Source organism: Rhodovulum sp. DZ06 (assembly GCF_050586345.1).
Taxonomy (GTDB): Bacteria; Pseudomonadota; Alphaproteobacteria; order Rhodobacterales; family Rhodobacteraceae; genus JBOCEF01.
On sequence record NZ_JBOCEF010000020.1, the window covers coordinates 53,620 to 74,758 of the forward strand.

The 21,139-nt window shown below is 73.2% G+C and carries 21 protein-coding genes, 1 tRNA gene and 1 pseudogene; 3 read left to right on the top strand and 20 right to left on the bottom strand.

Going from position 1 to position 21,139, the window contains the following annotated elements; genetic code table 11:
• Positions 1-5: 5 nt before the first annotated feature.
• The 3 genes from ACQ5SO_RS10780 to ACQ5SO_RS10790 all read right to left on the bottom strand — a co-directional run bounded on the left by ACQ5SO_RS10780 (position 6) and on the right by ACQ5SO_RS10790 (position 2,559).
• Positions 6-944: a bifunctional riboflavin kinase/FAD synthetase gene (locus ACQ5SO_RS10780; RefSeq protein WP_430941604.1), complete on the bottom strand. Its 939-nt coding sequence runs from the start codon at positions 942-944 to the stop codon at positions 6-8.
• A gap of 68 nt (positions 945-1,012) precedes the next feature.
• On the bottom strand, positions 1,013-1,456 hold the full coding sequence (locus ACQ5SO_RS10785; protein WP_430941605.1) for a MaoC family dehydratase: 444 nt from the start codon (positions 1,454-1,456) through the stop codon (positions 1,013-1,015).
• A gap of 308 nt (positions 1,457-1,764) precedes the next feature.
• Entirely contained in the window at positions 1,765-2,559 is a 795-nt protein-coding gene (locus ACQ5SO_RS10790; RefSeq protein ID WP_430941606.1) for a protein-disulfide reductase DsbD domain-containing protein, read from the bottom strand.
• A 124-nt stretch (positions 2,560-2,683) separates the two neighbouring features.
• On the opposite strand from ACQ5SO_RS10790, the gene ACQ5SO_RS10795 reads away from it, so the two are divergent.
• Positions 2,684-3,268: a YqgE/AlgH family protein gene (locus ACQ5SO_RS10795; protein WP_430941607.1), complete on the top strand. Its 585-nt coding sequence runs from the start codon at positions 2,684-2,686 to the stop codon at positions 3,266-3,268.
• A gap of 190 nt (positions 3,269-3,458) precedes the next feature.
• Here ACQ5SO_RS10795 and ACQ5SO_RS10800 read toward each other — a convergent pair whose 3' ends face one another.
• The 7 genes from ACQ5SO_RS10800 to ACQ5SO_RS10830 form a co-directional block, all read right to left on the bottom strand.
• Positions 3,459-4,580: an RluA family pseudouridine synthase gene (locus ACQ5SO_RS10800; protein WP_430941608.1), complete on the bottom strand. Its 1,122-nt coding sequence runs from the start codon at positions 4,578-4,580 to the stop codon at positions 3,459-3,461.
• Positions 4,577-4,966 (bottom strand): fluoride efflux transporter CrcB, encoded by a 390-nt coding sequence (crcB, locus tag ACQ5SO_RS10805; RefSeq protein ID WP_430941609.1) that lies wholly within the window; start codon positions 4,964-4,966, stop codon positions 4,577-4,579. Before crcB ends, ACQ5SO_RS10800 begins: the two co-directional genes overlap by 4 nt.
• A 183-nt stretch (positions 4,967-5,149) precedes the next feature.
• On the bottom strand, positions 5,150-5,827 hold the full coding sequence (locus tag ACQ5SO_RS10810) for an SDR family NAD(P)-dependent oxidoreductase (RefSeq protein WP_430941610.1): 678 nt from the start codon (positions 5,825-5,827) through the stop codon (positions 5,150-5,152).
• Between the two features lie 283 nt (positions 5,828-6,110).
• Positions 6,111-6,968, bottom strand: coding sequence for a 3-deoxy-8-phosphooctulonate synthase (gene kdsA / locus ACQ5SO_RS10815; protein ID WP_430941611.1), 858 nt, complete (start codon positions 6,966-6,968; stop codon positions 6,111-6,113).
• Positions 6,969-6,977: 9 nt separating this feature from the next.
• On the bottom strand, positions 6,978-8,888 hold the full coding sequence (locus ACQ5SO_RS10820; RefSeq protein ID WP_430941612.1) for a hypothetical protein: 1,911 nt from the start codon (positions 8,886-8,888) through the stop codon (positions 6,978-6,980).
• 3 nt (positions 8,889-8,891) lie between these two features.
• The gene (locus tag ACQ5SO_RS10825; RefSeq protein WP_430941613.1) at positions 8,892-9,545 is read right to left on the bottom strand and encodes an ABC transporter ATP-binding protein; all 654 of its coding nucleotides are present in this window, start codon (positions 9,543-9,545) and stop codon (positions 8,892-8,894) included.
• A gap of 174 nt (positions 9,546-9,719) precedes the next feature.
• Positions 9,720-10,982, bottom strand: coding sequence for a Na+/H+ antiporter NhaA (locus ACQ5SO_RS10830; RefSeq protein ID WP_430941614.1), 1,263 nt, complete (start codon positions 10,980-10,982; stop codon positions 9,720-9,722).
• A 544-nt stretch (positions 10,983-11,526) separates the two neighbouring features.
• Between ACQ5SO_RS10830 and ACQ5SO_RS10835 the strand changes: the two genes are divergently transcribed.
• Positions 11,527-12,183, top strand: a complete 657-nt coding sequence (locus ACQ5SO_RS10835; RefSeq protein WP_430941615.1) for a VPLPA-CTERM sorting domain-containing protein — start codon at positions 11,527-11,529, stop codon at positions 12,181-12,183.
• 82 nt (positions 12,184-12,265) lie between these two features.
• Here the strand turns inward: ACQ5SO_RS10835 and ACQ5SO_RS10840 are convergent, their stop codons facing one another.
• From ACQ5SO_RS10840 to ACQ5SO_RS10885, 10 genes are all read right to left on the bottom strand, one after another.
• Complete coding sequence (locus ACQ5SO_RS10840) at positions 12,266-12,586, bottom strand: DUF167 family protein (protein WP_430941616.1); 321 nt, start codon at positions 12,584-12,586, stop codon at positions 12,266-12,268.
• Positions 12,587-12,590: 4 nt separating this feature from the next.
• The gene (locus ACQ5SO_RS10845; protein ID WP_430941617.1) at positions 12,591-12,881 is read right to left on the bottom strand and encodes a YggT family protein; all 291 of its coding nucleotides are present in this window, start codon (positions 12,879-12,881) and stop codon (positions 12,591-12,593) included.
• Positions 12,882-13,097: 216 nt separating this feature from the next.
• Positions 13,098-13,173 (bottom strand) — tRNA-Ala (locus ACQ5SO_RS10850).
• 170 nt (positions 13,174-13,343) lie between these two features.
• Positions 13,344-14,459 carry a primosomal protein N' (replication factor Y) - superfamily II helicase gene (locus ACQ5SO_RS10855; RefSeq protein ID WP_430941618.1) on the bottom strand — a complete coding sequence of 372 codons (1,116 nt, stop codon included), beginning with the start codon at positions 14,457-14,459 and terminating at the stop codon, positions 13,344-13,346.
• 180 nt (positions 14,460-14,639) lie between these two features.
• Positions 14,640-15,794 carry an SPFH domain-containing protein gene (locus ACQ5SO_RS10860; RefSeq protein WP_430941619.1) on the bottom strand — a complete coding sequence of 385 codons (1,155 nt, stop codon included), beginning with the start codon at positions 15,792-15,794 and terminating at the stop codon, positions 14,640-14,642.
• A gap of 99 nt (positions 15,795-15,893) precedes the next feature.
• A complete protein-coding gene (locus tag ACQ5SO_RS10865) occupies positions 15,894-17,129 on the bottom strand; it encodes a DNA/RNA non-specific endonuclease (protein WP_430941620.1) in 1,236 nt (411 codons plus the stop codon).
• Between the two features lie 197 nt (positions 17,130-17,326).
• Positions 17,327-18,310 (bottom strand): DUF2927 domain-containing protein, encoded by a 984-nt coding sequence (locus tag ACQ5SO_RS10870; RefSeq protein ID WP_430941621.1) that lies wholly within the window; start codon positions 18,308-18,310, stop codon positions 17,327-17,329.
• Complete coding sequence (locus tag ACQ5SO_RS10875) at positions 18,307-19,566, bottom strand: toxic anion resistance protein (RefSeq protein WP_430941622.1); 1,260 nt, start codon at positions 19,564-19,566, stop codon at positions 18,307-18,309. The genes ACQ5SO_RS10870 and ACQ5SO_RS10875 overlap by 4 nt, the downstream gene beginning before the upstream one ends.
• Positions 19,567-19,620: 54 nt before the next feature.
• Complete coding sequence (locus tag ACQ5SO_RS10880) at positions 19,621-20,505, bottom strand: 5-bromo-4-chloroindolyl phosphate hydrolysis family protein (RefSeq protein ID WP_430941623.1); 885 nt, start codon at positions 20,503-20,505, stop codon at positions 19,621-19,623.
• Entirely contained in the window at positions 20,502-20,633 is a 132-nt protein-coding gene (locus tag ACQ5SO_RS10885; protein ID WP_430941624.1) for a hypothetical protein, read from the bottom strand. Before ACQ5SO_RS10885 ends, ACQ5SO_RS10880 begins: the two co-directional genes overlap by 4 nt.
• Positions 20,634-20,984: 351 nt before the next feature.
• Here ACQ5SO_RS10885 and hemH point away from each other — a divergent pair.
• Positions 20,985-21,139: pseudogene (hemH, locus tag ACQ5SO_RS10890) on the top strand (ferrochelatase); the annotation flags it as partial.

Sequence of the window (21,139 nt, forward strand, 5' to 3'; positions counted from 1 at the left end):
GGAGGTCAGAGGCCCTCGGCCTCGAGGATCCGCGCGGCCTTCTCGCAATCGGCGCCCATCTGCTCGACCAGCGCCTCGACGCCCTCGAACTTCGCCTCGCCGCGCAGGAAGGCCACCAGGCCCACCGACAGCTCGGCGCCGTAGAGGTCCCCGGAGAAGTCGAACAGGAACACCTCGAGATTGGGCGCATAGGAGCCGAATTGCGGGCGCACCCCGATCGAGGCCGCGCCGCGATAGCGCCCCTTGCTCGGCCCGTCCAGCACGTCCACCGTCACCGCGTAGACGCCGAATTTCGGCTGGTGCAGCCCGTCGAGCGACATGTTCGCGGTGGGAAAGCCAAGCTCGCGCCCGCGCTTCTCGCCGTGGATCACCTCGCCGTCGATGCGGTGGAGATGGCCGAGCATGTGCGCCGCCTCCTCGGGGCGCCCCTCGGCCAGCGCGGTGCGGATGGCGGTGGAGGAGAAGGCGTCCTCGCCCCCCAGCAGCGGCACGGCGGTGACGCCGAAGCCGTGATCGGCCCCGAGCGTCGCCAGCCCCTCGGCATCCCCCGCCCGGCCCTTGCCGAAGCGGAAATCGGCGCCGACGGCGACATGGGAGACGCCGAGGCCGTCGCCCAGCACGCGGCCCGCGAAATCCGCGGGGGCGAGGCCCGCGAGGTCGGCGTTGAAGGGAATGACGAAGAGGCGTTCCACCCCCAGCTTGGCCAGCCGGTGCGCGCGCGCATCGGCGGTCAACAGCCGGAAGGGCGGCGCGCCGGGGGCGAAGAAGGCGCGGGGATGCGGCTCGAACGTCACGACGCCCAGGGGGGCTTCCGGCCCGGCATGGGCGCGGGCGGCGTCGATCACGGTCTGGTGGCCGCGATGGACCCCGTCGAAATTGCCGAGCGCCACGGCCGCGCCGCGATCTTCGGCGCGGACCGCCTCGAGACCTTCGATGATGCGCATGAACCCTCTCGCGACCCGGTGGGGACCCCGCCGCGGCGGGGCCGCGGGGCCGCGCGGGGCGGCCGGGGTCAGTCGAACTTGCGGGACGGCGCCAGAACCAGCGCGTCGCCTTTCAGAACGACCGTATCGCCCACGAGGCATTTGCAATCAAGGGTGACGCGGCGCTTGCCGTAGTCGATGTCGCGCACGGTGACCTCGGCATGGACCGAGTCGCCGGGGCGGACGGGGGCCATGAACTTGAGGTTCTGCGACATGTAGATCGCGCCGTGGCCCGGCAGCTGCTCGCCGATCACGGCCGAGATCAGCGAGGCGGTGAGCATCCCGTGCGCGATCCGGCCGCCGAAGAACGTGTCCTGGGCGTATTCCTCGTCCATGTGGACGGGATTGTGGTCGGTCGACACCTCGGCGAACATCGCGATGTCGCGGTCCTCGATGGTCTTGCGCACGTAACGGGACATGCCGATTTCCATGTCCTCGATGCAGATCGTGCCGCGGGGCAGATTGTCGAACATCTCGCTCTCCTGGTCCAAGACCCGTGTTCCCGTGCCGCGGGGGGACGTCCCCGCCTGTGTCGCCTGCGCGGGGGGCTGGGTGATTCACCCGGGTTACCCCTGCGCTGCACTGCACATAACCTTTCGGAGGCGAGGGCGCAACAATCTTGCGCAATTTTTCTGCGGCACATTGGTCGCATATGGAACTTTGTTGCGCCGTCTTTGCGCCGGACTCGCGGGGCGTCCGGCGCGGCGCGCGGGCGCGCAAAACGCGAAACCCGCCGCGCGGATGCGCGGCAGGCGTGTGGAGCTCGGCGGTTCGGGAAGGGTCAGCGGCAGCCGAAGGCGACCATGGCCTGGTCGTCGCCGAGAAGCGTCACGTCGATGCTGTCGCGGTCCACCCACTGGTCCTCGCTCAGCAGCTCGACCTCGGCGCCCGCAAGGATCGCGTCGCCGTCGAGCGTGACCTCGGCCGGGGCGATCCAGACGTCCTCGCCCGCCTCGACCACCACGACGGGCGGTGTGGTGAAGGGGGCGGCGGCGCGGAACCGGCCCTCGAACCGGCGCTGCAGGCCGGCGCCGGCGATGGTGCAACGCTCGACCGACAGCCCGGCCTCGGCGGCGGGCAGGATGCGGGCGGCCCAGGCGGCGCGGATCGGCGCCTCGCCCCCGGTCTCGCCCGGGGCGATGTCGATGGCGAGCTCGGCGGCCTCGGGCACGCAGATGTCCGAGCAGACGCCGTATTCCATCGACAGCCGCAGCGCGATCGGCTGGGCGGGGTCGACCGGGGTGACGCGCAGGGGCAGCGTCACCTCCTCCTTGTAGCCGATGGTGCGGTAGCCGAACGCCTCGAACGCGTGGGGGCGGGGCCAGAGGACCTGCACGTCCGCGACGTTCGAGGAGCCGGACCAGTCGAAGCGCGGCGGGATGCCCGCGTCGCCGGGGTTGCGCCAATAGGTCTTCCACCCCGGCGCCAGCGCGATGCGCAGCCCGGCGAGGCGCGCGCCGTCCTCCTGCTGCCAGCCGGGCAGCAGGCCCGCGTCGGCGCGGGGCCCCGGGCCGGCGGCGAGGGCGGGCGCGGCGGCGGCGCAGGCGATCAGGAGGGCGGGATAGGTTCTGTTCATGAGGTCTATGTAACCTCTGTCGCGAGCCTGCGGGAGAGGGCGGCGTTCACAAGGCGGCGACCGTACCGCAATGCAACCAAGCGGAAGATTGATCGCGGGAGGGCGCTGGGTCATCATCATGCCCATGGATCGTTCAAACACCGTAACCCACGACGGATCGCTGACCGGCTCGATGCTGATCGCGTCCCCCGCCATGGGCGACCCGCGCTTCGAGCACACGCTGATCTATGTCTGCGCCCATTCCGAGGAAGGGGCGATGGGGCTTATCGTGAACAAGCCGAGCCGCGAGGTGGACGTGGGCGACCTGCTGCAGCAGCTGAAGATCGACAAGACCCCGGACGCCGAGGGCATCCGGGTGCATTTCGGCGGCCCGGTGGAGATGGGGCGCGGCTTCGTGCTCCATTCCGATGATTTCGAGACGCCGGGCGTGACCCAGAAGCTCCAGGACGGGCTGGCGCTGACCGCGACGGTGGAGATCCTGCGCGCCATCGCCCGGGGCCGGGGGCCGAAGCGGGCGATCCTGGCGTTGGGCTATGCGGGCTGGTCCTCGGGGCAGCTGGAGGCGGAGATGCAGGCCAATGGTTGGCTGACCTGCCCGGGCGACCCGGCGCTGGTCTTCGACACCGAGGACGAGGCGAAATGGGCCGCGGCGCTGGGCGTCCTCGGCATCTCGCCGTCCGAGCTGTCGGCGACGGGCGGCACGGCCTGAGCCCTTTTAACCTGGACTGACGGCTGCGCCGCCGCGGCCGCGCGCTCAAGGGCCTGCGGTCCCGCCCACGGCCCGCACGCGCCCCGGCGGCGGGATCGCCCGTGGAGGGCGTTCCGCGGGGCGCGCGAGGGGGCGCTGCGCCCCGCGGCGGGCGTCCCCGGCATCGGGGCGCCGCGCATGGCAGGACGGCTCAGCGCTTGCGGCGCGGGCCCTTGCCGTAGAAGGCGAACGGGTCCGCGGGGGCTTTCTTCCAGTCCCAGCCGAGGAATTCGAAGCTGCGGATCATGTGCTCCGGCGGCTCCGCCGTCAGGGTGATGGTCTTGCCGTCCGTCGGGTGCGGAATGGCGATGGAGCGCGCGTGGAGATGCAGCTTGCGCGACAGCGCGCCGCCAAGCCCCGCGCCCCAGCCGTCGCCGAGATTCTCCTGCGCCGAGCCGCCATACTTGCCGTCGCCCGCGATCGGGTGGCCCAGCTCGGCCATGTGCGCGCGCAGCTGGTGGGTGCGGCCGGTGACCGGGCGCAGGCCCATCCAGGCGGCGCGGGCGCCCGCGGCCTCGATCAGCGCGAAATCGGTGACCGCGCGCTTGGCGCCCTCGACCTTGTCGATCTGCGACGGCGGGATGCAGCGCATCTTCTCGCCCTCGCCGCCGCGGCCATGCCCGCCGGCCTTGACCAGCCCGAACTTGATCACCCCGGCGCGGGGCGAGGGCACGCCCGCGACCAGCGCCCAGTAGATCTTGTCCGCGTCGCGGTGCCGGATCGCCTCGGACAGCGCGCGCGCGGCGGGGACGGTGCGCGCCAGCACCAGCACGCCCGAGGTGTCCTTGTCGAGCCGGTGCACGAGGCGCGGCGTCTGGTTCTTGCCGAACTGCAGCGCGGGGGCGAGGCCGTCGACATGCCGGTCGCCCTGGCCCGAGCCGCCCTGGCAGGGCAGGCCCGGCGGCTTGTTGAGGACGATCATCGCCTCGTCGCGCCAGATCACCGATTTCTGGATCATCTCGGCGTCGTCGTCGCGGATGCGCTTGCCGGTCTGGACCGCGGGGGCGCCGGGCGCGCCCGCCTTGCCGCCCGCGGCGCCGCCCGCCGGGGCCTCGGCCGGGTCCGGCGCGGCCACCGGGGGCACGCGCACGGTCTGGCCTTCCTCGAGCCGGGTGCTGGATTTCGCCCGGGCGCCGTCCACGCGGACCTCGCCCTTGCGCAGCATCTTCTCGATCCGGCCCTGGCCGAGATGCGGGTGCAGGCGGCGCAGCCAGCGGTCGATGCGCTGGTCCGCGTCGTCGGGGCCGATGGTGTGGTGGGTGACGCCGCTCATGCCGCCGCTCCGAACATTGCGCGGCCGAGGGCGAGGCCCAGGGCGAGCGCGAGGATGGAGGCGGTGACCGAGCCGCCGACATAGAGCGCGGCCGCCGCGGCGCGCCCCTTCTCCCACAGCGACAGCGCGTCGAGCGAGAAGGCCGAGAAGGTGGTGAACCCGCCCAGGAGCCCGGTCATCGCGAAGGGCGCGAAGCGGCCCCAGGCGCCCGGGAAGCGTTCCATCATCGCCACCGCGAGCAGCCCCATGGCGAAGGAGCCGACCACGTTCACCGCCACCGTTCCCCACGGGAAATCGGGGCCGAGCAGCCGGATCGCGGCGCGGCCCGTCAGGTAGCGAAGGCTGGCGCCGAGGGCGCCGCCGAGGGCGACGGAGAGGAGGGTCATGGGCCTGCGATGCGGCGCCGCGGGCGGCGAGTCAAGCGCGGCGGGGGCGGGCGGGGCCTCCGTCCGGCAGGGCCCGTCCGGCAGGCCCAGTCAGGCGGGGCGGCCCGGCGGGGCAGGCGGGGCAGGCGGGGCAGGCGGGCGGGGCGGCCCCCGCCGCCGCGCGCCCCCGCCCGGCGGCGCCCGTCACGGGACGATGGCGTCGCCCGCGTAATCCTCGAACGCCCCCGTCGTCTCCATCGACAGGGCGTCGAGCCGCGCCAGCAGGCCCGCCGCGCTCTCCTCCACGCTCACATCCGCCGCCGCGCCGCCCATGTCGGTGCGCACCCAGCCCGGGTGCCAGGCCGCCACGGCGACGCCCCGCGGCGCCAGTTCCCGCGCGAGGTTCAGCGCCACGTTGGTCGCCGCCGCCTTGGAGGCGCGGTAGCTGTAGCCGGTCCCCTTGGCCCGGTGCGACGCGCCCATGGCCGAGCTGATCACGCCGATCTTCCCCCCCGGCGCGCGCAGCAGCGGAACCAGCGCGCGGGCGGTGAAGAAGGGCCCCGCGACATTGGTCATCAGCGTGCGCGCCCAGGCCTCGGCCGTGTTGCCGGGGTCGTCCATCGGCCCCCCGGCCTCGAGCACGCCCTCATTGCAGATCACGGCGTCGAGGGGCGCGCGCGGCGCCAGCGCGGCGGCGAGCGCGTCGAGCGAGGCCGGGTCGGTCACGTCGGCGGCCAGGGCGGCGGCGCCGAGCGCCTCGATGGCGGCGCGGCCCGCGGCGGAGCGGGCGGTTCCCAGCACGGCGTCGCCGCGGGCGACGGCCTGGCGGGCGAGCTCCAGCCCGATGCCGCGGCCCGCGCCGGTGATGAGGATGGTGGCCATGGGGGACTCCCGGTCTGGCGGGCGCCCTCGGGGCGCCGGGACCGGGAGGATGCAAACCGCACGGCGCCGGGGCAAGGGCCGCGGCGGGGCAGGGCGTCGCAGCCCGGGCGCAGGCGGGCGAGACCCCGCGCCGAGGTCGCTCCGCGCGCCCTGCGCGGCGCCCGCCGCCCGCGCCGGTCCCCGTTGGGCGCGCGCGGCCGGTCGACGGGGCCGGAGGCCCCCGAGACCGGCCGCACCCCCTTCACGCGGTCAGGGCCCGATGACGGTCAGGGCGCAATGACGGTCAGAGCGCGATCAGCGCCCGGTCCCGCGCCAGCCCGTGGAAGGCGGCGAGGTCGGCGATCACCTCGCCCATCCGCGCCAGCGGGATCATGTTCGGCCCGTCCGACGGGGCGTTGTCCGGGTCCTCGTGCGTCTCCACGAACACCCCGTCGACCCCGAGCGCCACCGCCGCGCGCGCCAGCACCGGCGCGAACTGCCGCTGCCCGCCCGAGGAGCCGCCAAGGCCGCCCGGCTGCTGCACCGAGTGGGTCGCGTCGAACACCACCGGCCGCCCGGTCGCCGCCATCTGCGGCAGCCCGCGCATGTCCGTCACCAGCGTGTTGTAGCCGAAGGAGGTCCCGCGCTCGCACAGCAGGATCTTCTCGTTGCCCGTCGCGGCCAGCTTGTCGGCCACGTGCTGCATGTCCCAGGGCGCGAGGAACTGGCCCTTCTTGACGTTGATCGCCTTGCCCGTCTCTCCGGCCGCGATCAGCAGGTCGGTCTGGCGGCACAGGAAGGCGGGGATCTGCAGCATGTCCACGACCTCGGCCGCGGGGGCGCACTGCTCGGCCGTGTGCACGTCGGTGATGACGGGGCAGCCGACCGCGGCGCGCACGGCGGCGAGGATCTCCAGCCCCTTGTCGATGCCGACCCCGCGCTTGCCCTTCAGCGAGCTGCGGTTGGCCTTGTCGAAGCTGGCCTTGAACACGAAGCCGAGCCCGTGGCGGGCGCAGATCCCGGCCATTTCGCCTGCGATGGCGAGGGCGTGGGCCTCGCTCTCCAGCTGGCAGGGACCGGCGATGACGGCGAGCGGCGCGTCGCCGCCGAACACGACCTCGGCTTCAGGGCCTTTGACGGCGACGGGGCGGGTGGTGGTCATGGGGCGGCCTCATGCGCTGAACTGCTCCCTGAGCACCGAGACGGTGAGCGACGCGAACAGGTAGATCCCGAAGAAGGCGAGCGCCGCGAGCGCGGTGTTCGCCGCCCTGCGGGGGCGCGTCGGGGCGTCGGCGCGGGCCGGGGGCACGATGACCGCGAGATAGCTGATCTGGCGTCCTGCCTCAAGCTGCGCGACCTCGAGCGCGCTGCGGGCCGACAGGAACATCTGCTCGGCCGCCACGGTTTCGGCGCGCGCGCGGGCCAGCGCCGACTGCGCCTCGGCGATGCTGCCGGCCCGGTCGCCGCCGCCCGCGCGGCCAGGCCCGCCCCCGGCGATGCGGGCGCGGCGGGCGGCGATCGCCTCCTCCCGCGCGGCGATGGCGCGCTGCAGCTCGGCCACCCGCGGATCCCCCGCGGGGGCGTAGGAGCGGATCTCGGCGATGCGGGCGCGCAGGTGGTCGAGCTCGGTCTCCAGCGCGGTGATGGCGGCGCGCTCGCCCCCCGCCTCGCTCTCGGCCGAGAACATGCGCAGCCGTTCCTTCAGCGCGGCTTCCTCGGCATGGGCGTCCGATAGCGCGGCGCGGGCGGCCTCGGCCCGGGTCTCGGCCCCCGCCACCATGTCGGCGCGCATGCGGGTCGAAAGGCCGTCGATCATCTCCTCGGCATAGCGGATCAGGGCGGCGGAGATCGCCGCGGCCCGGGCCGGGTCGGGGGCCGCGACCTCCATCCGGATCAGGGATTCGGCCGGGTCGTAGCCGACGGTCACCAGCTTGCGGTGCCGCTCCAGCGCCTGTTCCAGCCCGGCTTCGGGTGGCAGGCGCAGCAGCGGGTCGAGCCCCGCGCCGCGCCAGTCCGCGATCACCCCCAGTTCGGCGTCGAGGCGGTCCAGCGCGTCGCGCGACAGGATGTAGTCCTGCACCGAGATGGAATCCTGGATCGCGGCGAGGGGCGAGGCGCCCATGGCGCCCGCCATGCCGCCCCCCGCGTCGGTCGGGGTTTCGGCGGCGGATCGGACCACGAAGGCGCTGTGCGAGACGTAGAGGGGGGTCGCGACCTCGTATTGCCACCACCCGGCGAGGGCGGTGGGCAGGATCACGAACAGCAGCAGGCGCAGGAACAGCATCGCGCCGCGGCGGCGGCGGCGGCGGGCGATGTCGCGCTGAAGCGCGGCGACGCGGGCGGATTGCTCGGCCTGGATCTCGGCGAAGACGGCGGCGGCGTCGTCGGCGGGCGCGGCGGGGGGCGCGGCGGCGCCCGGCATCCGCGCGGGCAGGCCCGGCGCGCCCGGGGCCGGGGCCCTTGCGTCGGGCGCCTTCGCGCCGGGGGCCTGCGCGGCGGGCGCCGCCGCCCCTCCGGCCAGGCCCGCGGCCGCGGCCTCGGCCTTGCCGGCGGCGGAGCGGGGGGCGCGGCGCTTCTCCCGCTTGCGCTGGCTGCGCAGGCGGCGGCGCTGTTCGTCCGACAGGACCGAGCGGTCGGGCAGGCCCGCGGGCAGCGCCTCGGGCTCGTCCAGCGCGCCGCGCCCGTCGCCGACCGAGGGGGGCGCGATGATCCGCACCTCGGCCCCCGGCGGCGCGGCGCGGGTCCGGCGGCGCACGCGGGGGGCGGCGTCGTCCCGGGGCGCGGCCCCGGAAGGGGGGGCGGCGGGGGGGAGGGCCTCTGCGTCCTCGGCCTCCTCCCGCCGCGCGCGGGCGCGGCGGGCGCGGCCCGCGGCGCGCCCCGCCGCCGCGTCGAGGGCGTCGCCCCGTTCATGCGGCGCGGGAGGGTGCGAGCGCGCCACGGCCTCGGCCCGCGCCTCGGCCTCGCGCCTCTTGCGGGCCCGGCGCGCGCGCGCCTCGGACCGGGCCGCGTGCTCGGCCTGGTCCTGCGCCGCGTCGTGCGCCGCATCGGGGGGCGGCGCATGGCGGGCGCCCTTGCGCTCCATCCCTCAGGCCGCCTGCGCGTGATAGGCGGCCTCGGCGTCGTCGAACCGCTCGAACATCGTCAGCCGCCCCTGGTCCAGCACCGCGGCGCTTTCGCAGAAGGTCCGCAGCTGGCGCAGGTTGTGCGACACCATCACCACGGTGGAACGGGACAGCCGGTCGCGCATGTAGAGCGCGGCCTTCTCGCCGAAGGCGCCGTCGCCGACCGAGAACGCCTCGTCGATCAGGTACAGGTCGAATTCCAGCGCCAGCAGCAGCGCGATCCCCAGCCGCGTCTTCATCCCCGAGGAATAGGTCCGCACCGGCAGGTGGAAATGCGGCCCCAGCTCCGAGAACTCGGCCGCCCAGGCCTCGGCCCGATCGGGGTCATGGTCATAGATCCGGGCGATGGCGCGCACATTGGCGGCGCCCGACAGCGCCGAGACCACCCCCGGCTTCATGCCCACGGGGAAGGAGACGCGGGCGTTGCGGATGATCTCGCCCGAATCCGGGCGCTCGATCCCCGCCATCATGTTGATCAGCGTCGTCTTGCCCGTCCCGTTGCGCGCGAGGATCCCCAGCCCCTTGCCGCGCGGGACGGTGAAGCTCGCCCCCGCGAGGATCACGGTGCGGAATTTCCCGTTCCAGAATGTCTTCGTCACGTTCCTGAATTCCAGCATCCCCGCCGTCCCTTCGCCCATGCGGGGGGCAGAGTGCGCGGCCTTGGTGAAGGCCGCTTTAACGCTGCTGGAAACCCGTCGAATGCCGCGCAGTTTCCCCTTGGCCGCAACGAAAAGCGCCGCCGCCCGGGGAAGGGCGGCGGCGCCTGTCAGGCCCGCGAGGGGGGAGGAGGATCAGACCTCCTTCTTCTCCACCCGGCAGAGGATGCCGGCGATGAAGGACAGCCCCGCCGCGCCGAAGGAGAACAGCGCCCCCATCTTCGCCGCGTCCTGCACCGGGCCCGGATCGAACGCCACCGAGGCGACGAAGAGCGAGACGGTGAAGCCGATGGCCGCGACGCAGCCGAGCACGAAGAGGTCCGAGATCTTCATCCCCTCGGGCAGCCCCAGCCGCATCGGCACCGCGGCGATCCAGCCCATCAGCAGGATGCCCACCGGCTTGCCGACCAGCAGGCCCGCCAGCACCAGCCAGGTCGCGTCGCCCATCGAGTTGAACTCCACCCCCGCATTGGCGAGGCCGAAGAAGAACAGGATCACCTCGACCGGGCGTTTCAGCGCGTGCTCGATGTCGTTGAGCAGGTCGTGCATGTGGGTCTCGGCCTCCGAGAAGAAGCCGAAATTGATGTCCGCATGCGGGATCGTGGCGACGATGGGCAGCAGGCCCAGGGCCGGGTGGATGCCCGATTCCTGGAAGCCGTACCAGCTCGCGCAGCCCGCGACCAGGTAGGGCCAGAAGCCGAACTTCTCGCGCACCATGGTCGAGACCGGCTTCTTCGGGTCCTGCCCGTCCATCGCCCGCGGCAGGCGGTTGGCGAAGAACCACACCGCGACGGCGGCGGCGATCGACAGGCCCAGCCAGGACAGCTGGATCTCGGCCGACGGGTAGAAGATGGCGAGGATCACCAGCCCCGCGGCGTCGTCCGCGATGGCCAGCAGCAGCAGGAAGCGCACCGCCGGGTGGCCGGAGCCGAACACCAGCCGCCCCACGAGGTAGGAGAACGCGATGTCGGTCGCGGTCGGGATCGCCCAGCCGTTCGACACCGCGTCGAAGGTGGTGGAGCCCATGACCATGGCGATGCCGAGATAGACCGAGATCGGCCCCAGCATCCCGCCCACGGTCGCGATCAGCGGCGTCATCGCCTTCTTGCCGCGCAGCGAGCCGGATTTGAGCGCCACCGCTTCCCAGACCTCCTTGCCGGCCATGGCGAAGAACAGCGCCATCAGCACGTCGTTGATCAGGTAGTGAAGCGTGAGCGTGCGGTGCCCGTGCCCCTCGGCGTCGACATGCAGGTGCCCGATCCAGGCGTGGTCGACCAGCGGGTACTCCACGAAGGCGTGGTAGCTGTGCGGGTCGATATTGGCCCAGACCAGCGCCAGCAGGGCGCCGAGGATGAGAAGGACGGAGTACTCCGTCACGAAATTCCATACGCGGTACATGCCCGCCCTCCGTTTGCTGCGACGCACCGGGTTTTAGGGGAATTCGCGGCGAGGGTCCATGCGGCGGGGGGGCGTGCAAGCGGCCTGGCGGACGGGTCCCGAAAGGTGGACAGGTTTTCATTGCCGCGACGCCCCCGGCGTCGCCTGTCTTCCGAGGGACCGTCTTTGACAGGAAGACCATCGGCCTGGGCGCGCTCGGCGCGCTCGCGCGTTGCGCTGCGCCGGTCTCGGCCGCCACCCTCTTCCACGGCTCGTTCGCCGGCGCCGTGGGCGACGCCGTCCCGCCCGCGGGCTGGACCGCGCTGCGCCGCAAGGGCCGAGGCCCCGCGACGGGGCCGGGAAACGAGGACGCGCCGCGCGGGGGGGGGACCTGCGCGGCGCGTCGTGCATTGCGGGGGCGCGCGCCGCGGCGCTGCACACCGGGACGATTCTGGAGTGAAACGATCCACGGTGTTAGCCTGCGCCGACCGGGCATCGGCCCGGGGCCGTGGCGCGCCGGTCTTATCGGCCCCGCGGCGCTTCTTTCACGACGGAGATTTGCACCTTGAAACGCTTCGCCACCTGCGCCGCCGCGGCGCTTCTGCTTTCCGCCGCGCCCGCCGCCGCGGCCACGCTCGTCAACGGCTCGATGACCGGCACGCCCAGCAATGCCGCGGTGCCCTCGGGGTGGACCATCCTCGAGGAAACGCCGGACACCAGCGACGTGACCGGCGCCGCCGGCGGGCTTGCGCCCTACGTCGTCACGCCCCTGGGGCCGTCGCCCGATGGCGGGACCTTCGTCGGGATCGCGCGCGGCGAAAACGGGTTCTCGGAGAGCTTCGGCCAGAGCATCGTCGATTTCGTCGTGGGCGAGACCTATGAGCTGAGCTGGTACGCGGGCAATTTCGGGGCCAGTTCCGGGACCGTCTATGACGGGACGAACGCGGTCGAGGTGCTGCTCGACGGCGCCCTGGTCGGCACGGGCGCCGATGTGACGCTCGGGCGCGCCTGGACCTCGCAGGCCATCACCTTCACCGCCACCGCGGGCACGCACCTGCTGGCCTTCGCCCTGCGCGACGCGGTGAACAGCTACATCCAGATCGACGGCGTCGCGCTGACCGTCGCCGGGGATCCGGGGCCGTCGGACGTGCCGCTGCCGGCCGCCGCGCCGCTGCTGCTGCTCGGCCTCGGCGGGCTGGCCGCGCTGCGCCGCAAGGGCTGAGGCCCCGCGACAGGACCGGGAGACGCGGACGCGCCGCGCGGGGGGACCCGCGCGGCGCGTTCTGCATGTCAGGGGAGGGGCGTCAGGCGCCCGTGGCGGCCCGCAGCGCGGCGACGAGGGCCTTCGGGTCGCCTGCGACCTCCAGCGCCTTCACCCGGCTGGTCTGGCCGCGCACCAGCGCCACGTCGCGCTTCGGGACCCCGAGGGCCTTCGCCACCAGCTTCTCCAGCGCCGCGTTGGCCTTGCCCTTGTCCGGCGGGGCGCTGACCCGGGCCGCAAGATGCGCGCGCCCGTCCGCGTCCGCCGCGATCCCGTCGATCCGGTCCGCGCCGCCCTTGGGGGTCAGGCGCAGGTGCAGGCGCAGGCCGCCGGGGATCTCCTCCCAGGGGGCGTCCTCGGCCATGGGATCAGTAATAGGCGCCGGCCATGTTGTTGCCGATCACGATCCGCAGCGCCGCGATGCCCAGCAGGAAGACCAGCGGCGCGAGGTCGAGCCCGCCCATGTTCGGCAGGAACGACCGGATGCGGCCGTAGATCGGCTCCAGCAGGTTGTTCAGCCCGTACCAGACCGAGCGCACGAAGTTCTGGCGCAGGTTGATGACGTCGAAATTGATCAGCCAGGACATCACGATGTGGATGATGCAGACCCACCAGGCGAGGTTGAGGATCATCAGGAGGATCATCGCGATGGAGCCCATGGCGTCTTCCAATCGTTAAGGAGCGGGATGCGGTTCGCAGGACAAGTAGAGGCCGGAGGGTCGCGGATCAACCTTGCGGCAGGGTGAATGCCCCGTCCGGGGCGCCGCAGGGGGGGCTGCGGCGCCGCCATGCCCCGAAACGAAAACGACCGGCTGCTGGTGCAGCCGGCCGATCCGGGGTCTTCATGCCGCCCGTGGGCGGTGAAGGAAGGGGGGTGGTGGAGCTGAGGGGATTCGAACCCCTGGCCTTCGCATTGCGAACGCGACGCTCTCCCAACTGAGCTACAGCCCCGCCTTGGCGCGCTTTCTATGGCCGGATCGGGGGGGTGTCAACGGCTCTTGCACCGGGGATCGGCGATTTTTTTCGGGGCCCGCGGAAGGCGCTGAAAACCGCCCGAAACCCCTTGGAAACGGGGCGTTTTCGCCGGTTCGGGCGCCTGGCCCCGCGACCGCCCCGGCGCCTCAGCCCTTCTGCGCCAGCAGGAAGCCGATTCCCCCCGCCACCACCGCGCCGACCAGCACCGCGACGGCGATCTTGCCCCAGGACCAGGGGCGGTCCCCCTGCACCTGCCCGGTGCGCCCGTTCACCGCCACCCGGTAGACCTCGCCCTTGTAGCGATAGGCGGCGAGCCAGACCGGCAGCAGCACGTGTTTGAAGGTCGCGTCCGACAGGCGCATGTCCATCCAGTCGATCTTCTGCCGGTCGCCGCCGATGTCGAAGCGGATGTCGCGCTCGACCACCCGCGCCATGACCTGCTGCGCCTCGGACCAGCCCTGGTCGAGCGGCACGGAATGCGTCTCGGCCCGGAACCCGGCGAGGTAGCGCGAATCGAAAGGCTCCATCGCCTCGAGGTCCCAGCCCCCGAGGCGCTCGAAGGACCCGGGCTCCAGCGCGCGGGTGGCGGGGCGCAGCACGTCGTCGAAGGCGCGGCGCACGCGGCCCGCGCGGGCGGACCAGCGGATCTTCGGGACCTGGCGCGTCTCCATCCGCACGCCCTTCTCGGTGCGCACGGGGACGGTCTGGGTCTCGTAATACGTATCGCCGCGCTGGCCGCGATATTGCGTGTCGGCCTGCGCGTCGAAGGTCCAGCAGGGCATGTAGAGCCCGTCCATCGCCCGGCCCGCGCGGGCGAATTTCGCCAGCCCCGAGGGCGCGAACCAGAGCGAGCCGAGCCAGCTCTTCATCGCCGCCTGGGCGGTCTTCTCCTCGACCAGGAAGGGCAGGACGCCGCGCGGGCGCAGGGCGTCGTGGGACACGGGCTCGGTGGTCAGCGGCGCGGCGCACCACGGGCAGGCGCGGGCGATGTCGTCCGCGTCGAAGCCGACCTCCGCCCCGCAGGAGGGGCAGGGGACCACGCGCGCCGTCTCGTGCTCGGCGGCGGAAAGGGCGCCGGAGAGGGCGTCCTCGAGGTCCAGTTCCTTCAACGCGTCGGCGGCTTCCCAGGGCGAGGCGGGGCGCATCTCGTTGATCTCGCCGCACCAGGGGCAGGCGAGGGAATCGGCGCCGGGCGTGTATTCGAGCGCGCCGCCGCAGGAGGCGCAGGGAAAGCGCGGCGTCGAAGCGGGGGCGTCGGTCATGGGCAAGGCGTCCGGGGCAGGCTGCGGATCGGTGGAGGGCGCGCCGGTGGAGGGCGCGTCGCCCTCGGGGGCATCGAGCCCCCTCGGGCGAGGCGCGCCCGGGCAAGCGGCGCGCCTTGCGGCAGGCATGGGGCAGGGCGCGCCGGTCCCTTGCTGGGCGGCGCGCCCTTCAGGCGTGCGTCACGCCCCGGGCGCGGGCGGCGGCGGGGGCGGCGGCATGACGGTGAAGAGCTGCGCGAGCTCCGGCGTCTGCTCGGCCGGCTGCCAGCCGGCATAGCCCTCGGACCAGACCAGCGTGTCGCGCCGGAAGGTCCCGGCGGTGACCATGCGGCCGAGGTCGGCGCGGCTGAACGGGCCGGAGGTCTGGCCGTTCTCGGCCAGGTGCCAGACGCGCTCGACCGGCGGGGGCGGCGGCGGAGGGGGCGTGGCGCCCGTTGCGGGCGCCTGCGGGGCGGCGTGCTGCGCGCCCCCGCCCATCGCCCCGCCCATCGCGCCGCTCATCGCCTGCCCGGCGGCGAGGCCCATCCCGAGGCCCATCCCCTCGGACATCGCCGAGCCGGGGGTGGAGGCCGCGGCCTCCATCGCCTCGGCCGCCTGGAACTTCTGGTAGGCGTCGAGATTGCCGATCACCCCCATCGAGGTGCGCTTGTCGAGCGCCTTCTCCACCTCGGCGGGGAGCGAGACGTTCTCCACGGTCAGCGAGGTGACGGCGACGCCGTACTCGGCCATCTCGGGGGCGATCCGCTCCCGGATCACCTCGCCCAGCCGGTCGGTGTTGGCGGCGAGGTCGAGGACCGGGATCCCGGCCCCCGCCACGGCGTTGGAGAAGCGCGCGACGATGATGTTGCGCAGCTGCTCGGTGATCTCGTCGGTGGTGAATTCGCCGTCGGTGCCGACCACCTCGCGCAGGAACAGGCCCGGATCGGCCACCCGGATCGCGTAGGTCCCGAAGGCGCGCAGGCGCACGGGGCCGAATTCCGGATCGCGCATGGTGATCGGGTTGCGCGTGCCCCAGCGCTGGTCCTGGAAGCGGGTGGTGTTGACGAAGTAGATCTCGGACTTGAACGGCGAGGAGAAGCCGTGATCCCAGTGCTGGAGGCTGGTGAGGATCGGCATGTTGTTCGTCTCGAGCATGTACATGCCCGGGGTGAACACGTCGGCCATCTGCCCTTCGTGGACGAACACCGCCGCCTGGCCTTCGCGCACCGTCAGCTTGGCGCCGTACTTGATCTCGTTCCCATGCCGCTGGAACCGCCAGACCATGGTGTCGTCGGTGCTGTCGGTCCATTCGATGACGTCGATGAACTGACCGCCAAGCCAGTTGAAGAAGCTCATGCGTGCAAATCCCTTGTGCGGCGCCCGTCCCGGCGCGTTGCGGCCAATATAGGCGCCCGCGCCCCGTTTCGCACGGGGGACGCGGGCGCGCGGGGGGCGTCAGAGGGTCTCCTCGTCCCGCCGGGCGAAGATCACCGGGCGCCCCTCGCGCGATTTCGGCAGGCGGCCGTAGCGGACCCGGTCGATGCGCCGGCCCGCCCCGTCGAACAGCGCCAGGAACCCGCCCGTGTTCGCCAGCCGCAGGGGCGAGAGCGGCTGGACGCGCCGCGCGACGCCAGGCTCCAGCACCCCCGACAGCGGCAGGACGGATTGCGCGTCGCGCAGCGACCAGCCCGCGAGGTCCACCTCCGCGCCCGAGAGGTTGATGACCGAGACCCATTCCGCCCCCCGCTCCGGCCCCGCCGGGTCGACCATGGCGGCGGCGATGAAGACGTCCACCACGTCGTCGAAGATCGGGTCGCGCGCCTCGCCCGGCGCCACCACTTCCACCGGGTCGTCGACCTCGATCCGCTCGGGGAAATGGGTGACGCCGAGGTCGCGGGCGGCGGCGGCCTCGTTGAAATAGATCGGGTTCTCGGCCGGGAGGCGGTCGTCGAAGACGAGGCCGGTCTGCTCCTCGATCTCGGTGACCGAGACCTGGTAGCGCTGGAAATTCTCGAGCTTGCGGCGGCCCTTGCGGTCCTCCATCGCGCCCGCGTCCTGGGGGGCGAGGAAGGCGCGCACGGCGAGCTTGCCGTCCTTGCCCTTCCAGGCGACGACCTTGAAGAAGGCGGTGGGGATCAGCGCCTTGGGGCGGCCCGCGGGCAGGATGGCGCGGGGGTTCTCGGCCCAGACGGGGCCGGAGAACACGCAGATCTTGCCGTCCGCGTCCTCGTCGAGGTCCTTCACCCAGTCCTCCAGCGCCAGCCATTCGTCCGGGTTGAAGTTGCGGTGCTGCAGGCAGGCGTTGGTGTAGAAGAAGGTGGCGTCCGAGGCGCGCTTGGCGGCGGTGTTGTCCGCCCCCCAGGCCGAGGCGGCGCGGCGCGCGAGGTGCCCCTTGTTCCAGGTCGATCCGTAATATTCCGAGGCGAGCTGGAAGTCGTCGCCCACCCGGCTGTCGGTCTTCCAGTGGATGTGGCCCCCGGCCTGGCGCAGCTGGTTCTGGTCGATGTTCAGCGCGGCGAAGAGCGGGGTGCGTTCCGCGGCATGCATGGCGACGGTGTAGTGGATGTAGTCGGCATAGACCTCGTCCCGCAGGGTCGGCGCGCGGCGGACACGGGCGCTGAGTTCCGGGCCGAAACCGGGCAGGTCGACCGGGTGGTCGAGGTCGAGGAAATTGGGGTCGTAGCCGGACATCGCGCCCTCCCGAACGGTCAGCATGGGGACGCAGGATGGACCGGAATTCGGGCAGGGAAGCGGCGGCGGAGGGTCGCGGGGGGCGGCGTTGGGGGCGGCGGCGTTGAGGCCCGCGGTGGAGGGCGCCTCGGGGAGGAGGGGACGGGGCCGGGCGCGCCGCAGGCGGCGAGGCGTGGGGCGGCGGGGCGCGCGGCCGGTCAGCCGTGCTTGCGCGCGCGTTTCGCCATCAGCTCCCGCGCGATGCGGCGGACGATGGGCATCCCCTCCGCCTCGGTCATCCCCGGCTTCAGGCGCGGGTCGTAGAGGATCCGCAGCAGCAGCTCGTCATGTTCGGTCAGCAGGGCGAATTCCTGGTCGTCGTTGAAGATCGACGGGCGGATCTGCGGCCCGTCATTGGGCAGGCCCAGGATCTGCACGAATTCCTCGTGCAGGCAGGCGCGGCGCAGCAGGCCGCGCAGCTCGGCCTTGATCATCACCAGCGCGCCCGAGGGGCCTTCCTCGCTGCCCGCCCCGCCGCGTTCCAGCGACAGGCCCACGCAGGGATATTCGTCCGAGCGCGCCCAGGCGGCGACCAGCGGCGCGACGGCGCCCCGCTCGGCGATGCTGGCGCTCAGCGCCTCGCGCGCGGCGGGGCCGAGGATCAGCACCTGGATCTGCGGCGCCGTCTCGCGCCGCTCGACGCCCGGGGGGGCGCCGGGGGCCTGCTCGAACGGGGCCGCCTGGGTCAGGTCCAGCCGGGTGATGCGGGCGATGCGGGCGGCGAGGCTGCGCAGCTCTTCAAGGTCGGCGGGCTGGATGCCGTCGCCTTCCAGCCGCCAGCGCGGCGCGCCCGACCAGCGCGAGAGGCGGGCGGGGGTCTCCTCCTCCAGCAGCGTCGCGCCGGGGGCGAACTCGGTGTTGAAGGCGACGGTGCGGAAATGGTCGGCCAGAAGCTCGGCCGACAGGGGCGCGTCGGCGGGCGCGCGCTCGGTGCGCAGGCGCCCCTCGTCGAGATACCACGCCTCGAGCGCGGCGTAGCCAATGGCGGTGCGTTCGGCGCGGCAGGCGAAATCCTCCGCCGCGCAGCCGCCGAAGGGGCCGAAAGGGCCGGTGCAGCCCGCCGCGACCAGCATCGCGGCGAGCGGCGCGGCGGCCCGGAGGGCGCGGCGCGCGAAGGGATGTGCGCGCCGCGCCGTGATCACGCGCCGCCCTGCTGCTGGGACTGCGACGGCGCAGGGGCCTGGCCCTGCGGCTCGTCCGACGCGGCCTCGGCGATGTCGCCGCCCGCGGCGTTGACCGCGGCGGGGGCGTGGCTGGCGATCAGGGCGGCCTTCAGGTCGCCCTCGAGCTTCTGCAGCTCGGCCTCGGCGGCGGCGCGGCGGCGCTTGCCCTCGTCGGCGATCTGCAGGCTCTCCTCGATCGTCTTCACCAGGCGGGCGTTGGCTTCGCGCACCGCCTCGATGTCGAACACGCCGCGCTCCATCTGGGTGCGCACCTCGCGGTTCGCCTCGCCCAGCTGCTCGGCGTTCTTGGTCAGCAGCTCGTTGGTCAGGTCGGTCGCTTCCTTCAGCGCGCCCGCGGCCTCGCGGGAGCGCGCGATGGTCACGGCCTGCGCCAGCTGGGTGCGCCAGAGCGGCACGGTGTTCACGAGGGTGGAGCCGATGCGGCCGACGAGGCCCTTGTCGTTCTCCTGCACCAGGCGGATCGAGGGCAGACTTTGCATGGTCACCTGGCGCGTCAGCTTCAGGTCATGCACCCGGCGCTCGAGATCGTCGCGGCCCGCGCGCAGGTCGCGCAGCTCCTGCGCCGCGATGCCGGCCTGGTCGGGGCCGGCATTGGTCACCCAGGCTTCCTTCTGGGGGATGTCGACGGCGTCGAGGCGGCGCAGCGCCTCCTCGCCCGCGGCGATGAAGAGGCCGAGCTCGTCATAGAAGCCGAGGGATTCTTCATAGAGGCGGTCGAGCAGCGCGATGTCCTTCAGCAGCACCGACTCGTGGCGCAGCAGTTCATCGGAGATGTCGTCGATATGCCCGCGCACGTCCTCGTAGGAGGCCACGAACTGGGCGACCGGCGTGGCGCGGCCCAGCAGCTTGTCCCACCAGGACTGCTTGCGGCCGGGGTCCAGCTCGTCGACGTTGAAGCCGCGCAGGGTGCTGACCATGTTCGACAGCGCCTCGCCCGCGGGGCCGGTGTCCTTGGCGCGCACGCCCTCGAGCATCCGGTCCGACAGGGCGGTCAGGTTCTGCTGGGCCTGGGAGCCGAAGGTCATGACCGAGCGGCTGTCGAGCACGTCGATGCTCGAGCGCAGCTCCTCGATGCGGGTCTGGGTCTCGGGGTCGCCCGCGCCGTAGGCCGGGGTGGCGGCCTCCGGCTCGCGCAGGGCGACGGAAATCTGGGCCTTCGCCTCGCGCGCGATCTGCTCCAGCTCGGTCTGCGGCGGGGTGTTCGGGTCAGTCATGTCTCGCTCCTTGTCGCCGCGACGGGGACTATGGGGGGAGGCGGCGGCGGGCCGTCAGCGGCCCGCCTCGATCCCGTCGCGACGCAGTCTTTCCGACAGGACCTCTATCTCCACTTCCAGCTCGGTGCGATCCTCGGCGGCAAGGCGATCGCGCTGCTGGTCGAAACTGCGCTCCAACTGCGTCAGGAGCGCGACATACGCGGCCCGAAGCTCGGCGTCGGCGACCCCGAGGCGGGCATATTTGACGGTCGCGTCCCGCGCGCCCTGCAGGGTGACCGACAGGAAGCGACGCGCCCGGGGCAGATCGCGCGGGTCTTCTTCAATCTGCGCGAGAACGGGACGCGCACGGGCGATGAGCGATTCGACCCTTGCCGCGAGTGATTCGTCCCCGAGGCGCCGCGCCGCGGCCAGGGTTTCGGCTATGGTCTCCTCGGCTTTCGCCAGCGCCGCGTCGGCCCGCCGGGCCTCTCCGGCCGCGCCCTTGTTCTTCAGCGGATCGATCCCGAAGGCCAGGATATGGAGCGCGAGCGCCAGCAATCCGAGCCCGCCGCCCGCCGCCATCCCGTGCCCGGCGGCGAAGACCGAGAGGCCCCCGACCCCGATCCCGCAGAGCAGGGCGGCGAGGATCTTGCGCGGGATCGGCGGGCGCGCGGCGTCGGCGCGCGCCATCCAGGCGGCCTCAGCCTTCAGCCCCTCGCGCAGCATCTCGGCCCCGAGCAGCAGGAGGGCGCCGAAGCCGATCTCCTCGGCCGCGCCCAGCGGCGCGGCGCGCAGGATCTCGCCATAGATCGAGAACAGCAGCGGCGCGGGGGCGAGGAACAGCATCAGCGGCCAGAACCGCGGCACGCGCGGCTTCTCGCGCGGGGCCGGGGCGGGGCCGGGGGGTCCCGCGCCCGCGGCGCCGGGGCTGAAGGTTCCGCCGAAACGCTTGCCGCTCATCGCGCGGCCTCCGCGGTCGGGGCGGCGCCCGGGGCGCCCCCGTTCGGTCCCATCGCCTGGCAGGAGACGGTGAAGATGAGCGCGACGAGGATCAGCGCGGCGATCCGGCTCCAGGTTCCGCCAGGCATCGAATTGCGTCTCCGTAAGAAAGTGCTGCGGCTGCGTTGAAAGATAGGGGACGCGGGCGCCCCGCGCCACCATGCGCAGGGCGATGCGGCGATCTCGGGGCCGAGTGTGGCCGGGACGCGCGCCCCCGCCGCGCGCCCCCGCCGCGCGCGCCCGCCGCGCGCCCCGCCGCGCCCTGGCCGCGGTTCCGCCGCGCCCCCTGTGGGCGCCCCCGCGCGCGTGCGCCGCATCGCGCGTTGATTGACCCGGCATGTCCGTGGCCTAACTCCCCCTCGCGCGCCCGGCCCCCGCCGGGGCGGCGCGCGATTTGGCGGCACGGGCGGCGGGACGCCCGCACAGCAAGGGATCACGGCATGGACACGCGCGCGGAACAGATGGATCGCCCCGGGCAGGGCAGGCTTGCGCACGCCCCCTCCGACCACCCGGCGGTTCCGCGGCGCCGCATCGGGGTGATGCTGGTCAATCTCGGCACCCCCGACGCGACCGATTACTGGTCGATGCGCCGGTA

What these genes read in the sequence shown, in the direction of transcription:
- ACQ5SO_RS10780 (WP_430941604.1), bottom strand. Translation starts at nt 944, where the DNA reads ATGCGCATCATCGAAGGTCTCGAGGCGGTCCGCGCCGAAGATCGCGGC.
- ACQ5SO_RS10785 (WP_430941605.1), bottom strand. Translation starts at nt 1,456, where the DNA reads ATGTTCGACAATCTGCCCCGCGGCACGATCTGCATCGAGGACATGGAA.
- ACQ5SO_RS10790 (WP_430941606.1), bottom strand. Translation starts at nt 2,559, where the DNA reads ATGAACAGAACCTATCCCGCCCTCCTGATCGCCTGCGCCGCCGCCGCG.
- ACQ5SO_RS10795 (WP_430941607.1), top strand. Translation starts at nt 2,684, where the DNA reads ATGGATCGTTCAAACACCGTAACCCACGACGGATCGCTGACCGGCTCG.
- ACQ5SO_RS10800 (WP_430941608.1), bottom strand. Translation starts at nt 4,580, where the DNA reads ATGAGCGGCGTCACCCACCACACCATCGGCCCCGACGACGCGGACCAG.
- crcB (WP_430941609.1), bottom strand. Translation starts at nt 4,966, where the DNA reads ATGACCCTCCTCTCCGTCGCCCTCGGCGGCGCCCTCGGCGCCAGCCTT.
- ACQ5SO_RS10810 (WP_430941610.1), bottom strand. Translation starts at nt 5,827, where the DNA reads ATGGCCACCATCCTCATCACCGGCGCGGGCCGCGGCATCGGGCTGGAG.
- kdsA (WP_430941611.1), bottom strand. Translation starts at nt 6,968, where the DNA reads ATGACCACCACCCGCCCCGTCGCCGTCAAAGGCCCTGAAGCCGAGGTC.
- ACQ5SO_RS10820 (WP_430941612.1), bottom strand. Translation starts at nt 8,888, where the DNA reads ATGGAGCGCAAGGGCGCCCGCCATGCGCCGCCCCCCGATGCGGCGCAC.
- ACQ5SO_RS10825 (WP_430941613.1), bottom strand. Translation starts at nt 9,545, where the DNA reads ATGCTGGAATTCAGGAACGTGACGAAGACATTCTGGAACGGGAAATTC.
- ACQ5SO_RS10830 (WP_430941614.1), bottom strand. Translation starts at nt 10,982, where the DNA reads ATGTACCGCGTATGGAATTTCGTGACGGAGTACTCCGTCCTTCTCATC.
- ACQ5SO_RS10840 (WP_430941616.1), bottom strand. Translation starts at nt 12,586, where the DNA reads ATGGCCGAGGACGCCCCCTGGGAGGAGATCCCCGGCGGCCTGCGCCTG.
- ACQ5SO_RS10845 (WP_430941617.1), bottom strand. Translation starts at nt 12,881, where the DNA reads ATGGGCTCCATCGCGATGATCCTCCTGATGATCCTCAACCTCGCCTGG.
- ACQ5SO_RS10855 (WP_430941618.1), bottom strand. Translation starts at nt 14,459, where the DNA reads ATGACCGACGCCCCCGCTTCGACGCCGCGCTTTCCCTGCGCCTCCTGC.
- ACQ5SO_RS10860 (WP_430941619.1), bottom strand. Translation starts at nt 15,794, where the DNA reads ATGAGCTTCTTCAACTGGCTTGGCGGTCAGTTCATCGACGTCATCGAA.
- ACQ5SO_RS10865 (WP_430941620.1), bottom strand. Translation starts at nt 17,129, where the DNA reads ATGTCCGGCTACGACCCCAATTTCCTCGACCTCGACCACCCGGTCGAC.
- ACQ5SO_RS10875 (WP_430941622.1), bottom strand. Translation starts at nt 19,566, where the DNA reads ATGACTGACCCGAACACCCCGCCGCAGACCGAGCTGGAGCAGATCGCG.
- ACQ5SO_RS10880 (WP_430941623.1), bottom strand. Translation starts at nt 20,505, where the DNA reads ATGAGCGGCAAGCGTTTCGGCGGAACCTTCAGCCCCGGCGCCGCGGGC.
- ACQ5SO_RS10885 (WP_430941624.1), bottom strand. Translation starts at nt 20,633, where the DNA reads ATGCCTGGCGGAACCTGGAGCCGGATCGCCGCGCTGATCCTCGTCGCG.